This is a genomic window from Aequorivita nionensis (assembly GCF_046352995.1).
Classification (GTDB): Bacteria; Bacteroidota; Bacteroidia; order Flavobacteriales; family Flavobacteriaceae; genus Aequorivita; species Aequorivita nionensis.
On the sequence record NZ_CP130281.1, the window covers coordinates 2,751,161 to 2,766,118 of the forward strand.

General features: G+C 36.9%; 11 protein-coding genes. 3 read left to right on the forward strand and 8 right to left on the reverse strand.

Features of this window, described 5'->3' with window-relative positions; translation table 11 throughout:
- Positions 1 to 43: 43 nt before the first annotated feature.
- From Q2U82_RS12615 to tsaD, 3 genes are read right to left on the reverse strand one after another with little or no spacing between them, the layout of a single operon-like run.
- Positions 44 to 754, reverse strand: coding sequence for a 16S rRNA (uracil(1498)-N(3))-methyltransferase (locus tag Q2U82_RS12615; protein ID WP_410005211.1), 711 nt, complete (start codon positions 752 to 754; stop codon positions 44 to 46).
- Positions 755 to 1,087, reverse strand: a complete 333-nt coding sequence (locus tag Q2U82_RS12620; protein WP_410005212.1) for a TfoX/Sxy family protein — start codon at positions 1,085 to 1,087, stop codon at positions 755 to 757.
- A gap of 4 nt (positions 1,088 to 1,091) precedes the next feature.
- The gene (gene tsaD / locus Q2U82_RS12625) at positions 1,092 to 2,114 is read right to left on the reverse strand and encodes a tRNA (adenosine(37)-N6)-threonylcarbamoyltransferase complex transferase subunit TsaD (RefSeq protein WP_410005213.1); all 1,023 of its coding nucleotides are present in this window, start codon (positions 2,112 to 2,114) and stop codon (positions 1,092 to 1,094) included.
- 115 nt (positions 2,115 to 2,229) lie between these two features.
- On the opposite strand from tsaD, the gene Q2U82_RS12630 reads away from it, so the two are divergent.
- Complete coding sequence (locus Q2U82_RS12630) at positions 2,230 to 6,606, forward strand: translocation/assembly module TamB domain-containing protein (protein WP_410005214.1); 4,377 nt, start codon at positions 2,230 to 2,232, stop codon at positions 6,604 to 6,606.
- A gap of 12 nt (positions 6,607 to 6,618) precedes the next feature.
- Here the strand turns inward: Q2U82_RS12630 and Q2U82_RS12635 are convergent, their stop codons facing one another.
- Positions 6,619 to 7,230, reverse strand: a complete 612-nt coding sequence (locus Q2U82_RS12635) for an alpha-ketoglutarate-dependent dioxygenase AlkB family protein (protein WP_410007165.1) — start codon at positions 7,228 to 7,230, stop codon at positions 6,619 to 6,621.
- 38 nt (positions 7,231 to 7,268) lie between these two features.
- Positions 7,269 to 8,396 (reverse strand): putative porin, encoded by a 1,128-nt coding sequence (locus Q2U82_RS12640; RefSeq protein WP_410005215.1) that lies wholly within the window; start codon positions 8,394 to 8,396, stop codon positions 7,269 to 7,271.
- Between the two features lie 220 nt (positions 8,397 to 8,616).
- On the opposite strand from Q2U82_RS12640, the gene Q2U82_RS12645 reads away from it, so the two are divergent.
- A complete protein-coding gene (locus Q2U82_RS12645; RefSeq protein WP_410005216.1) occupies positions 8,617 to 9,177 on the forward strand; it encodes a LemA family protein in 561 nt (186 codons plus the stop codon).
- 12 nt (positions 9,178 to 9,189) lie between these two features.
- A complete protein-coding gene (locus tag Q2U82_RS12650) occupies positions 9,190 to 10,884 on the forward strand; it encodes a DUF2207 domain-containing protein (RefSeq protein ID WP_410005217.1) in 1,695 nt (564 codons plus the stop codon).
- A gap of 89 nt (positions 10,885 to 10,973) precedes the next feature.
- Here Q2U82_RS12650 and Q2U82_RS12655 read toward each other — a convergent pair whose 3' ends face one another.
- The 3 genes from Q2U82_RS12655 to Q2U82_RS12665 form a co-directional block, all read right to left on the reverse strand.
- Positions 10,974 to 11,429 (reverse strand): hypothetical protein, encoded by a 456-nt coding sequence (locus tag Q2U82_RS12655; RefSeq protein WP_410005218.1) that lies wholly within the window; start codon positions 11,427 to 11,429, stop codon positions 10,974 to 10,976.
- A gap of 239 nt (positions 11,430 to 11,668) precedes the next feature.
- Entirely contained in the window at positions 11,669 to 12,049 is a 381-nt protein-coding gene (locus Q2U82_RS12660) for a Rid family detoxifying hydrolase (protein ID WP_410005219.1), read from the reverse strand.
- A gap of 74 nt (positions 12,050 to 12,123) precedes the next feature.
- On the reverse strand, positions 12,124 to 14,892 hold the full coding sequence (locus tag Q2U82_RS12665; RefSeq protein WP_410005220.1) for a putative LPS assembly protein LptD: 2,769 nt from the start codon (positions 14,890 to 14,892) through the stop codon (positions 12,124 to 12,126).
- Positions 14,893 to 14,958 lie beyond the last annotated feature (66 nt).

Below are 14,958 nucleotides of genomic sequence, written 5' to 3' on the forward strand. Positions count from 1 at the left end.
TTTTGATTTTTTTATTTTAAAAATTGAAATCTGTTGGGTTTATTTATTCGTTTACGAATGCAACACTATGGCAAGCTACAACGGCAGCAGTTTCCGTGCGCAAACGACTTTCGCCCAAGCTGACCGGAATAAAGCCATTTGCTTTTGCAAGTTCAATTTCTTCGGAAGAAAAATCACCTTCGGGACCGATGAGAATGGTGATTTTCTGATTCTGTTTCAAAACAGATTTCAAGGATTTTTTATCGGTTTCCTCACAATGTGCAATACACTTTATACCTTCGGAATTCTTTTCAGAATTTATAAAATCTTTATACGAAACGGCTTCGTTCAAAATTGGCAAATATGCCTTCAACGATTGTTTCATCGCGCTTTGAAGGATTTTTTCATAACGTTCGGTCTTTATAATTTTTCGTTCGCTATGGTCGCAGATTATCGGGGTTATTTCTGAAATGCCAATCTCTGTGGCTTTTTCCAAAAACCATTCATAGCGATCGTTGAGCTTTGTGGGCGCAACTGCCAAATGAAGCTGATAGGGAAGAGGTTGCTGCATTTCTTCCGAAAGAATTTTCACCAAACAGCCCTTTGGATTCGCATTAATCATTTCCGCAGAAAAGAAGGAACCTTTCCCATTTGTAATTTTGAAAGTATCGCCGTCCTTCATCCGTAAAACCTTTACAATATGGCGACTTTCCTCTTTATCAAAAGTTACTTCTTTTTCTAATTTTGAAATGTTTGGATTGTAAAAAAGCTGCATTTATTTCAGTTTTGTCTTTGCATGCGCAACGCCAATTTCGGTCCATTGCTGTAATTTTTCCTCCGTATCAAAACCCTTTTTTGTTACAAAAATGAATTCCTTCATCGGTTTGCCCGTAAAATCCATTGGGCCAACAAATTGATTGGTCAGTACTTCTTCCATTTTTTCGCGCGGCACGCGAACCATAAGCCGTTCCTTGGTTTCGCCCACGCACATTTTTCCTTTAAAAAGAAAACAAGTGCCACCAAACATTCGCTTTTCCTCAATATCCTTTTTCCAAGGATTGAGCGCTACTCTTATGCGTTTTAATATTTCTTCGGAATTGGAATTCATATCCTTAAAACTTCATTCGTGCCGAAGCTACAACATTATTCTCGGCAAAATTCTGGGTTTTGTATTTCAGTTCGCCAACAATGGCAATCATTGCGGCATTATCGGTACAAAACTCAAATTTGGGAATATGGGTTTTCCAACCATATTTTGTTTCAGCTTCTTTTAAAGCATTGCGAATACCACTATTCGCAGAAACGCCACCGCCAATGGCTATTTCCTTTATACCAGTTTTTTTCACAGCATTTTTCAGCTTGTCCATCAAATAATCAACAATGGTAAACTGAAGACTTGCGCAGATGTCTTCAATGTTTTCTGAAATAAAATCAGGGTTTTGGGCTACTTCTTTTTCAACAAAATAGAGCACTGAAGTTTTCAGACCACTAAAACTGAAATCCATCGGATTCACTTTCGGTTTTGGAAATTTGAACGCTTTTGGATTTCCTTTTTGTGCATATTTGTCAACCAGTGGACCGCCGGGATAGGGGAGGCCGAGGATTTTCGCACTTTTATCAAACGCTTCGCCTACGGCATCGTCAATAGTTTGACCAATTATTTCCATTTCAAAATAATCCGTCACTTTCACAATCTGTGTGTGGCCACCACTGATTGTCATCGCCAAAAATGGAAAGTTAGGTGCATTCTGTCCTTCAGCTTTAATAAAATGCGCCAAAATATGTGCCTGCATGTGGTTTACATCTATCAACGGAATGCCCAAACCCAAGGCCAAAGATTTTGAAAATGAGGTGCCTACGAGCAATGAACCCATCAAGCCAGGTCCGCGTGTAAAAGCAATGGCTGATAACTGATTTTTATCGATATTTGCTTTTTGTAAAGCCTGGTGCACAACGGGTACAATATTTTGTTGGTGCGCACGCGAAGCAAGCTCGGGAACCACACCGCCATATTGTTCGTGAATTGCTTGTGTAGCAACAACATTGCTAAGTATTTCGCCGTTGTTGATTACGGCTGCAGCAGTGTCGTCGCAAGAAGATTCAATACCGAGGATGTAGCAGTTTTTTTGTGTCAAAGCAAAAGGGGTATATTTATTGGGTGTAAAATTAAAACTTTAAAAGCGTATCAAAAAACTTCGGAAAATAATAGTTCGCACCTTCGTAATCATTGTATTGCTGCTCGTGCTTATAGTGATTATTTTTTCCATTCCCTCGGTACAAACTTGGGCAGCAAAAAAAGTAACTACCAACCTTAATGAAACTTACGGAACCGACATCAACATTAAACGCTTAGGCCTTAACTGGAAGGGCGAAGTAGATATCCGTGAGGTTTTTATAGCAGACCACCACCAAGATACTTTAATTTATAGTAAGCAGGTTCAAACTAATATTATCAGTTTTCAAAATTTGATTCAGGGCGATTTGGGTTTTGGAGATATTTCACTTGATTACGCCAAACTTTACATTAAAACCTATAAAGGCGAAGAAAACGACAATCTTTCCATTTTCGCAAAAAAGTTTGATACAGGCAAGCCGAGCACTTCGCCTTTTTCGCTTTTTAGTAATGATGTTACTTTAACCAACAGCAGGGTTAAAATGACAGATGAAAATCTTGAAAATCCCAAGGTTTTTGTTTTAGACAATGTAAATGTGGTTGCCAATAATTTTAGAATTGACGACACAGAGGTAAAGGCCAACATCAAAAACCTATCACTAGTTGCTTCTTGGGGAATTAGTATTAAGGATATGCAGGCAGATTTTTCATATACTGAAACAAATATCACACTGAAAGATCTTAATCTTGAAACCACAGAATCTAAAGTTATGGGAGATGTGGATTTGGATTATTCCAAAAATGGAATGTCTGACTTTGTAAATAATGTAATAATCACGGCCAATTTTAAGGATTCTAAAGTAGCGACAAACGATCTGAACAGTTTTTATAACGAATTTGGACCAGATCAATTAATTTTATTGGACACCGAACTTAAAGGAACTTTGAACGATTTCACTGCGAATAATCTTACCCTTAAAACTGGAGACACCAATATTCAAGGTGATTACACTTTTAAAAATATCCTGGACTCAGAAAAAGAATATACCATTATTGCATCCAATCATAATATCTCAACCAATTATTTTGATCTAAGAAGGTTTATGCCACGTGTTTTGGGCGATGTGGTTCCGGTTGAGCTTAAAGAATTGGGAAGTTTTAATCTTAGCGGAAACACTTCAATAATAGGTAATGAGCTTGTTACAAAAAGTAATTTATTAAGCGGAATAGGGCAAGCCAACGTAGATTTGGAAATGGGAAATATTAACAATTTTGAGAAGGCCTATTATAAAGGAAAAGTGGTCTTGAAAGATTTTAATCTCGGTAAGGTCGCAAACACTACTTCTCTTGGAAAAATGACCGCGAACCTTGATTTTGATGGCAGTGGCTTTGATAAAAACAACGTTAATACAGAAATTTCCGGTACGGTTTCTTCTTTTGCTTTTGAAGGATATAATTACAAAAACATCGTGGTTTCGGGGAATTTGAAAAATCCGCTTTTTAATGGTGAACTTTCTATAGATGATCCCAATTTGAAACTTGATTTTAAAGGTTTAATAGATGCTTCCACTGAAACAAATCATTTAGATTTTGAAGTAGATGTAGAATATGCGGAATTAAACCAGCTTAACTTAATAAAGCGAGATAGTATTTCGGTTTTCACTGGAAAAGTTGTTGTGGATATGGACGGAAAGACAATTGATGACGTTCAGGGAACCATCAATTTTAGCCAAACGTTTTACCAAAACGAACGCGATAACTTTTATTTTGATGATTTTACGATCACTTCGTCTTTTGAGGGCCCAAAACGAACTATTGAAATTAATTCACCAGATATTATAAATGGTCAAATTTCCGGTGAGTTTTTAATTGAAGATATACCCAATCTTTTTCAAAATGGAATTGCGAGTATTTATGCAAATTACATTCCGCAAGAGGTTACTACAAATCAATACATAGATTATGAATTTGTGGTTTACAACAAGATTGTTGACGTCTTTGTGCCACAACTGAAACTTGGTGATAATACTCGGTTAAGAGGATCTGTCTCTTCGGATGAATCTAAATTTAAGCTCGATTTTCGTTCGCCGGAAGTTATTGTTCTTGATAATTATATAAGTAAATTAAATATTCAGGTAGATAATGATAACCCGCTGTATAACACATATATATATGCAGATTCGGTTTACACTGGTATTTATAATCTTAAAGATGTTAACGTCATAAATAAGACTTTAAATGATACCATGTATGTGCGTTCTGAGTTTAAGGGCGGTGAAAAGAAAGAAGATCTTTTTAACCTTTCACTTTATCATACTATTAATCCTGCGGGGAAATCAGTTATTGGGGTAAAAAAATCTGATATTACCTATAAAGACAATGTTTGGTATTTAAACGAAAATAACAATCGTTTAAACAAAGTGGTTTTTGACGATAATTTTAAAGAGATTCGAATTGATTCCTTAGTGCTCAGCCATAATGAACAATTAATACAAATGGCGGGGGTTTTGCGGGACTCTACTTATAAAGATTTAAAAGTTCGTTTTAAAGACGTAAACATTGGTGACATAACGCCCGAAATAGATAGCCTGAGGCTTAAGGGGAATATGAACGGAAAGTTTGATTTTCTTCAAAAAAATGGCGCCTATTATCCTAACAGCACAGTTACCATTGACGATGTTAATATAAATGAAATTCCTTTCGGAGATTTAGATTTAAAAATTGACGGTAACGAAGATTTAACAAAATACCGAATAAACACTTCACTGACCAATAACAATGTAAAATCAATCAATGCTGTAGGCGAAATAGATGTTTCTGCCAGAAATCCCCAAATACAGCTTAATGTGGATCTTAACCAGTTCAATATGCAGGCCTTTAGTCCTTTTGGCGGCGATGTGATTACGGACATCCGCGGGCTAATATCTGGTAATGCAAAGGTTTCGGGCAATTACAAATCACCCGATATTTTGGGACGCTTTACTATGGAAAACAGTGGTTTGAAAATACCTTTTCTAAATACAGATTTTGACATTGAGAACAACGCACAAATAATTGTAACCAAGAATAAATTTGAAATTGCCCGTACAAACATAAAAGACACAAAATATGAAACCGAAGGTATTTTATACGGAAATGCCACACATACTAATTTCGGAAATTGGGCACTAGATTTACACGTTGAGGCGCCCGAAAGATTATTGGTTTTAAATACTCCCCCAGAAGAAGATGCTTTGTATTACGGAACAGCATTTATAAGCGGAAGAGCAGATATTAAAGGGCCCATTGATGAATTGGTAATAGATGTTGAAGCTACTACCCAACGAGGAACTACGTTTAAAATTCCAATTAGTGATACTGAATCTATTAGTGATGATTCTTTCGTGCATTTCCTTTCGCCAAAGGAAAAGGAAGCACGTATTAATGGCGAAGCAGTACTCAATGATGAACCAAAAGGATTATCGCTTAACTTTGATTTAGACATCAACAAAAATGCTGAAGTGGAAGTTGTTGTGGATCAGCAAAACAATTCAACCTTAAAAGGTCGCGGGGCTGGAATTCTTCTTATTGAAATAAACACCAATGGAAAATTCCAGATGTATGGCGACTTTCAAATCTATGAAGGAGAATTTGATTTTAGGTACGGAGGCATTATCCAACGTAATATTGGAGTGGTTCCGGGCGGAAACATAACTTGGGACGGTGCGCCGGAAAAAGCAAATCTAAGCCTGAGCGCAATCTATAAAACTCAAGCAAACCCATCTATTTTGTTAGATAATCCTTCTATAAATAGAAAGATTCCTGTTGAGGTTATTGTAGGCTTAAATGGTGAACTTGCCCAACCTGCTTTAAAATTTGACATAGAATTTCCAAATGTGACCTCAACTCTAAAAAGTGAGTTGGAATACAAACTTAAAACCGAAGAACAGAAACAGAACCAATCAATATTTTTATTGGCAACCGGTAATTTTGTGAACGATAATTATGGCGGGTCCAATGCTTTCGCGGGAACTTTGGCAGACCGAGTTTCAAGTTTGGTGAATGATCTTTTTGCAGATCAAGATGGAAAATTTAGTCTTGGTGTTGGTTATACAGTTGGTGATGACACTCCCGACCAAGAAACCGCAGATTATGTAGATCTTACAATCTCTACAAAAATTACGGAGCGAATTCTAATCAACGGAAAAGTGGGAGTGCCGGTTGGTGGTGCCAACGAGACTTCAGTTGCAGGCGATATTGAGGTGCAATGGCTCATCAATGATGACGGAAGCCTGCGGATGAAATTCTTTAACAGACAGGCAGCTTTACAGTTTATAGGGGAAGACCAGATATTTGAACAAGGAGCTGGTATTTCATATTCGGTTGATTTCAATACTTTTCAGGAATTGATGCAAAAACTATTTAATAAGAAAGTTGAAATAGAATCTGAACTGCCCATTACCCCAGATGATAATTCTTATCCAGTTGACTTTGATCCAAAAGCAACAAAAACTGAAGAAGAAACAGACGAATAATACTTAGCTTTTTTATTTTAAGATAATGGTTCTAAAGGTCAAATTAATTCTGGCTTCATCTACTTTTTTTGTTGGCGGCAATCTGTGAAGCCAATTTGTTTGGGTTGCGCCTTTCATAATCAAAAGACTTCCGTGTTCCAAATTCAAAGCGATTGTTTCTTTAGTTTGCTTATGCTTAAAGGCAAATTTACGCTCCGCTCCAAAACTTACAGAAGCAATTGCGCCGTTCTTTTTTAAATCTTTCTCGCCATCGCTGTGCCATGCCATTCCTTCTTCGCCAGAGTGGTAAAGGTTCAATAAACAACTATTAAAAGTTTCTCCAGTTTTCTTTTCTATCAGTTTTTTAAGCAGTAATAATTCTGGTGTCCACAAATGGGCTTTTTTTGTGATTTTAGAATAAGTATATTCAAACTCTTGGTTGCCGTACCAAGCTACTTTCCGTTTAGTAACAATCCTTTTTCCAAAGATTATTGCTTCATCGTTTTTCCAATCTATTGTATTAAGAAGAATTTCATAATAACGGTTGGCTTCTTCATCAGAAAAAATTTTCCCGAAATAATTCACCGTTCCGCCCATTGGAAGCAGATTTTTTTCAGTATCAATTTTAAAGTTGAACAAATCTATTTGCGACATATAGTTTTTTCTTTATTTTTTCAAAAATATCAGAAACCAATATTAAAATCGAGCCGTATGCGGTTGCCGTTTTCCTTGGCAATTCCATATGGCACAATTTGTTCAACGGTAAAGAAGCGCACTCTTAAATCCATATTTTCTGCTAAGGTATATCCTGCCATAATTTCCAGACCCTTAAAATTTGTAAGTCTTCCATCTGCTGATCCTGCATTTGAGTAATCCCAGCGCGCCCAATCGTTTTGTGCTAAATAATCTACAGCTGCGAAACGCTCCAAATAATTATAAGTCAGCTGGACTTTCCAATCGCCTTTTTTATCTAATTTCCCTATTCCAGCATTAGCAACATAGCCAATTTTTTGATTTTGCAATTGTTTCGGAATAGAATCATTATTGTTATAATCTTGTATGTTTTGGTAATAATCGAAACCCACGGTGATTTTTGGGTTTTTAATTATATCCACTTTAGTTCCCAGGTGAAGTATGGAATAGTTTATATTAAAAGTATCTCCACCATCCGGAATGTTTGGCATGTTTTTAAAATAATAAAAAGCAGGAAAAAACTTCACTCGGTTTTGCCAATGCGAAGATACCAACTGTATTCCTTCAAAATAGCTGTCTTTACTCAAAGAAGTACCGCTGGTGGCAAAAATAAAATGTCCTGTATTTACTTTTAATGATTGCAGAAAATCATTTTCAAAATTGAATTTCCCGGAAAGGGAAACACCCTCCGGAGAAACATTGTCGCTCCAAAAAAGTTCGTTCTGCTTCTCAAAAGGAAAGGAATTTTTCCCAATCCAAAAACTTAGCCAATTGTATTTGAAATTGGCATACAATTTTTCAAAAGCAATGGGAGCACTGCTAAACTCATCGCCCAACGTAAGTTGCGGATCTTGTTGTTTATTGGGCTGCCCGGTACGTATTCTCATTCCGAAAGACACCCAATCCTTAAAATCATAGGTAGCTCCTAAGCGTGCCCGATATCTCAAACGGGTTCGGTCCTCACGTAAGGTTCCATCTGATTTTTGGGAATCCCAATCTTGTTCGACCCGAAATCTGAAATCGGCTGAAAACTTAAGTTTTTTGGGAATGCTGTCATTCTGTGCAATTAAATAGAATGGAAACAATAGAAAAAATAGGAGGTAGGTCGTTTTTTTCAAAATCGTAAGAAATTGTTGGTTAGTGCTCTTTAATTCTTTTCTGAAAAAGAATCATTTTTTCCGAAGCCATTAAATTAAAAAATTTGTTTTAAAAGTAATTACTTCGATAGCAGTATTTTATTTTGGCAGTACAGAATAGAAAGCTAATAAAAATGTATCTTAGTAATTCATTATTAAATAATTACTTCAATTAAAATTAATCAATAAACCCTAACCAGTTATGAGTATTGTATTTCTTCTTATCGGCGTCATTATTGTGATTGCCTTTTTGCTTGTCATTGTTTTCAACCGTTTTGTGAAAAATAAAAACGTGGTAAAAGATGGGTGGAGCAATATAGACGTGGCTTTGAAACGACGTTATGATTTGATTCCTAATCTTGTTGAGACCGTAAAAGGGTACGCTGCCCACGAAAAAACTACCTTAGAAAGTGTTATAAACGCCCGAAACGCGGCAATGGCCGTGCCATCAGATGACATAAACGCAAAGATAAAAGCTGAAAACCAGTTACAGCAAACCTTGAGAAGCATTTTTGCTTTAGGAGAGGCCTATCCAGATCTAAAAGCAAACGCAGGCTTTTTGGACCTTCAGCAAAAACTGAATGAAATTGAAGAAAATTTAGAGCGTAGCCGTCGCTACTACAATGGTACGGTACGCGAAAACAATACCTATGGTGAAAGCTTTCCGGGAGTTTTGTTCGCAGGAATGTTCGGCTATCAGCATTTTGATTATTTTGAAACAGAAGAGGCCAGCCGCGAAAACGTGAAAGTGAATTTTAATTAAAATACATTAACTATGAAAAAACTATTCCTATTACTTTTTGGAGTTCTGTTTTTTCTGAAAGGTTTTGCACAAGGTTTTGATGTGAAACACAGTCAGGTTGATATTTACATCAGCGCTGATGGTTATTTCGATGTGGTTGAAAATTACGATATAAACTTCACGGAATACAAGCACGGCATTTACAGAGATATTCAATTGATTTATGATTTACTTACCGAAGATGGCAAGCAGGAAAAGCGAAGAATAAAGATTAGAAAAATTGATGTGCCTTCCCACAAATATGAAGCAGATTTTGACTTTGTACAAAAGCTTAGCAATAGCCTTCAAATAAAAATAGGAGATAAGGATGTTACGGTTATTGGTCGCCAACATTATCAAATAAAATACAGGGTTTATGATGCTTTTCTTTTTGAAAAGGAACAAATACAGTTTTATTGGAATATTAAACCCGATGGTTGGTACGCCGTGTTTAACCAATTAGATTTCACAGTACATCTTCCCGAGGGTATGCATAGTGACTTGAATGCTATTCAGGTTTACTCTGGAAATACAGGTGTAAAAACAACAAGCAATGATTTTGATGTAAATTACAATGACGGTGTTTATACGGCTAAAAGTGGCCCAAACTTTCTGTCTGTTCCTGGACAAAGCGTAACAGTATTGGTCAATCTTCCCCTTGGCTCTATTAAAGAACTGAAACCTTGGTGGCCTTTTTGGACAGATTACGGCTGGACCTTAATTCTTGGGGCCATGCTATTGATTTTTTATTTAATATGGAATAAATACGGCAAGGATGATAGGGTAGTGGCAACCACCAGTTATTTTCCGCCAAGTGGTTTAGATCCAGCAATGGCTGGATTTTTAATTGACGACAGTGCAGATACTCCAGACCTTATCTCCTTAATTCCGTATTGGGGTTCCCGCGGTATTATCAAAATGGAACAGATTCCCAAAAAAGGATGGTTCGGTAAAGAGGATACCAAACTTACTAAATTACGTCCATTGCCCGCTGATGCACCCAAATATGAAGAAACTATCTATAGAGGGCTCTTTGGTATAGGCTCCGGCACTAGCGGAAAAGAAGTATTGATAAGCAGTTTGAAAGATACTTTTTACACTACTATGAGCTCGGCAAAAATGATTTTAAAGGATCAGGCACAAATTTATTATGATGCACAGGCCAAGAAAATGCAGACAAAAACCGTAATAGGTGTCTTGCTTCTTGGTGTCTTGCTGTTTTTTTTCTTTTTGTTTTTTTGGGGTCTTTGGGCTGCTCTGGCAGTAGTTCCCATTGGAATTTTTCTGTTGTTTATGACGGTTTATATGGTAAAGAAAAATAAAAAGGGAAATGATGTTTTCTCAGATTTAAAAGGCTTTAAAAACTTTATAAAAATTGCGGAGGAAAACAAGCTGAAAGTGCTTTTGCAGGATAGCCCTACATATTTTGAAACCACGATGGGTTATGCAGTTGCCTTTGGTCTTTTTGAGCAATGGGCAAAGAAGTTTGAATCACTTAATTTACAGCCACCAAGTTGGTACACTTCATCAACGGGTGCATTCACGATGCATAATTTCTCAAATTCTTTTTCAGATTCTATTTCCTCGGCACAGTCCACAATGGTCAGTTCGCCATCCAGTAGTGGTTCTTCGGGAGGGGGAGGGTCCTCAGGAGGTGGTTTTGGCGGTGGTGGTGGCGGAAGCTGGTAATGGGTTTAAGAAAATAAAAACCACTTGGAATCTTTGGGTTAAAACCTATTTACTTCGGTTACTTTGTTTCCTTTATTGTAACATGTTTATTATCCAAATATTTTTTTTATTTCTTGAATTAAATTCGGTTTAAAAACTGAAAATTCATCTTCATAAACAGTTTCAGTATATTCCTTTCCTATATGTTCAATTCCGGTTTTATCGGTCAAAATCGCTCTACAATATAAATATCTATATCCAGTTTTGTCCATTTTAATTTTCAGAATTCCGCTCCGAATAAAATCTGATTCAAAATTTTGACTTTCCAATGTTTTCAAAACAGTTTCTTTAAGTCTGGGTAATTGTTTGAGGATTGGTTTTATTTCGAGTTCATTTGGCACAATTGTATTATTCCAAAAATCAATCGTTAATTCACTCACATTTTTTTCAGATACAGCATTAAAAATCCAATCACCCATATATCCTTTACTGTAATAAAAAGTCGTACTGAAAAACTGTTGAGTTATAGTATTTGGCAATCCTTTCAGTCTATTAATTTTAGGCAAAATTGGTTTTTTTTTAAAATGTGTTACAACTAATGAATATAAGAAGTTTACCAAAAAACTGCGTATTTACAACCCAATTGGAATGGTTCTCAGTATGCTTTAAAGCAAGTGCTTATATACAACTGCATGGCCGTATATACATACTTTTAAGATTATAAATGGCGGTCTTTTTGTTGAAAAAAAAAGCGTATCAATTTTTGAACAAAAAAAGTGGTTTTGCAGCGAATTATGGTGTGCTCTTAAAGTGAAGCAATTACCGAAATTTCCACATTCACAAACTTAGGCAGATTGGCAACCTCAACAGTTTCGCGTGCTGGGGCTGTGGTTTCGTTGAAATATGTGGCATACACCTCATTGATGGCAGCAAAGTTGTGCATATCACTAATAAAGATGGAGGTTTTCAGTACATTTTCAAACGTCATTCCAGCTTCGGTTAGAATGGCTTTTAGGTTTTCCATCACCAATTTGGTTTCGGTTTTAATGTCGTCCGTTACCAAATTTCCTGTTTTAGGGTCTATCGCAATTTGCCCAGAAGTGTAGAGCATAGTGCCATGAAGAATGGCTTGGTTGTATGGCCCAATGGGAGCAGGGGCGTGTGGGGTGGTGATTATTTTTTTCATTGTATAGTGAATATGTGAGTTTGTGAATTTGTGAGTATGAGAGTTAACAATTAGCATTTTCATTATTAATTCAATTAAAGCCTCTTGTCGCTTTCCCTACGCTTGTCATATTTAATATCGCTAAGTACGGAAGATTTTATTCCTATAAAAAAATACCAAGCTGTATTGATACTACCTATGGGTGTCCAATTAAAGCTCATTTGCCAGCTTTCCAAATCGCGCTGGAAGCGGAACTGTGTTAAAGTTACACCTTTGTTTTTGAAATCATAACCGGAGGAAACACCTACGGTCCAACGGGGTGCCAATTCCATATTTGTACTCATCATAAACGATTGGCTGGATATTTCATTCTGCCGCTGTGCATTGCCGTAGGTAATGGTATAGGCAAAGCGGACATCCCACGGAATGGTGAAGTTATACCATTCCACATTGGTTTTGTCAACATCGTCATCATCTTTGTCTTTATAAATCTGCCCGTCATAAATATTGGAAGCTTCTCCAAAAAGATCATCGGGTCGGCCACCGTTTCTAAAAGTCTCATTGTCTATTTTATCGGTATCCTTGCCATCACTTTCAAAATCTTTACTGCTGAAGGAATAATTTATGCTCACATTGGCATTGGTAAGCCTAAAAAGGCTTCCGCCATTGTTAATGTTGAAAACATCAATTTTATTATTGTTGTTGTCCAGCGCATACGGATCCAGCGCTCCACTGAAATTGAAATCGAGTTTTGGTATAATGGGAATACTTCCGTTGAATTGTAAGGGACTCCACTTTAATGAATCACCTGCAAGATTATAGGCAGTTGAAAAGTTTAGATTGTTCAACAGCACCACTTTTTTTGGTTCCACTGCTGTAGTGTCGCTGTCGCGAATTTTGGCTTCAAAAGTATTGCTCAAGGACATCCCGATACTGCTGGAATATACTTTACTTGGTGGACCATATAGTGTGTTTTCAAAACGGGAGTATTGAACAATCTCATCATCTAACTCAGGATCTGCTGTATTTGGAACTCGAAATTCATCATAATACCTATCAAACGCCGGATTTATGTTATAGCTAACGGAAGGGCGCACCACGTGGCGGATAGCTTGAATTTTTTTATCTGTGCCAAAGTTAAAAAGTCCGTACAGCGTAGTTCCCAAACTGGTTGAAAAATTATAAGTCCGGTAGCTTTCAAAACCTGAAACCGTGTCCTGAACAATACCACCACTGCCATCATTTACAGTTTCGTCATAACGTTTGCGCGTACTTTTCAAAACCCAAGTTTCCCGATAGTTAGTTCCGGCGGAAGCACTTAAATATTTAAGGATTTTAAAGTTTGTGGTAAGTGGAATATTGTGCTGTGCCCCAATCTGTGCGCTGTTGAACATTTCCGGTTTAAAGAAAAGCGAATCAACTGTCTGGATTCGGTTTTCTGCTGTAACATCATACTGAAAGTTAATGTTTTGAATAATCCCTTTTTTGGTACCATCTTTTGGTGCAAAAGGATAAATCCTTGAAACACTTGCATTCAAGTTTGGCAAAGACATAGCTATTTGCTGTGTATTCGTGTTTTGCGAATGCGTAGCTGCCACAGTCAAGTTAACCTGTGGATCGCCTTCAAAACTCTTTGAATAGGAAACGGAGGAGCTAAGTGTATTCACTAAAGCACTGGCATTATTGGTCTGGTTTATGGATTGATTGAAATATTTACTACTTCCCAAATTCACCGAAGCCGAAAAGCGGGAGCTTGGATTGCTCTTCATGTCTTGACTGTGCGTCCAACGAATATTATAGATTGCGCTTTCTTGGAAATTAGGAAAACCACGCTCTTCCTGAACAAGATATTCATAGCGGGCACTAAAATTTCCACGATATTTATATTTTAATACATAGGCAGATTCACCACGAAGGGCGTAACTTCCGTTGGTGTAATAGTCGCCCAACAAACTAAAATCCAGGTAATCATTTATGGCGAAGTAATACCCGCCATTCTGAAAGAAGAACCCTCGACTGTTGTTTTCGCCAAAGGAAGGGATAATAAAACCAGAGGTGCGATCTTCTGTTAGCGGAAAATATGCAAAGGGAAGCCCCACAGGCGTTGGCACATCTGCAATGTACATATTGGTTAAACCTGTTACAATTTTTTTCTTTGGAACAAACTTCGCCTTCCGGGTGTAAAAGTAATATTCCGGATCGTCAATATTTTTTGAAGTAGTAAACTTCACATTCCGAAGGTAAACTACAGAATCGTTTACTTTTTTGGTCACTTCAGAAATTACCCTAAAGCCGTTTTGTTCCGTTCGACTATTATAGACCAGTGCTTTTTCTGTGTCAAAATTATACCGGATGGAATCTGGTTCTACTCTATTGTTGGCCTGAACAAAAATGGGACGTTGGCTATAAACTCCTGCACTGTCTATACCTTTGGCGTACACTTCGTTTTTATTGTAATCAAGAATTATCAATCCCGCATCTATGCGCATATCTCCATAAATAATATACGCCTTGTTGTACATATAAACCTTGTTTTCTTTTCTGTTTAGAAGCACATAATCTTCCCCATAATAATCCACAATATCTGTTAAAGTTTCCTTGGGTGGTTTTATGGAATCAGTCTTTACGGTATCTTGGGCTTGCTCGTTGATTTCATCAACAATTGGTTTTAGGTTTACTGAAAGAGTGTCTTCTTTGGTGGTTTTGGGGATGTTAGCTTCATTCTTTGGTGGGATGTCCTGCGCATGCAAAACTGTGCTGCAAAGAAGCAGGAATGTTAAGAAGATTGTTAAGTAATGCCTGTTGGTTCGCAATGTGCTGATGCTATTATTTTGTAGTTTTGGCTCAGTATTTGAAACGGTCAAAAATAAACATATTTTTTGGGGTACGTTTTTTTAAATCATTTTTTTAAAATATCAATTTTTTTAAAT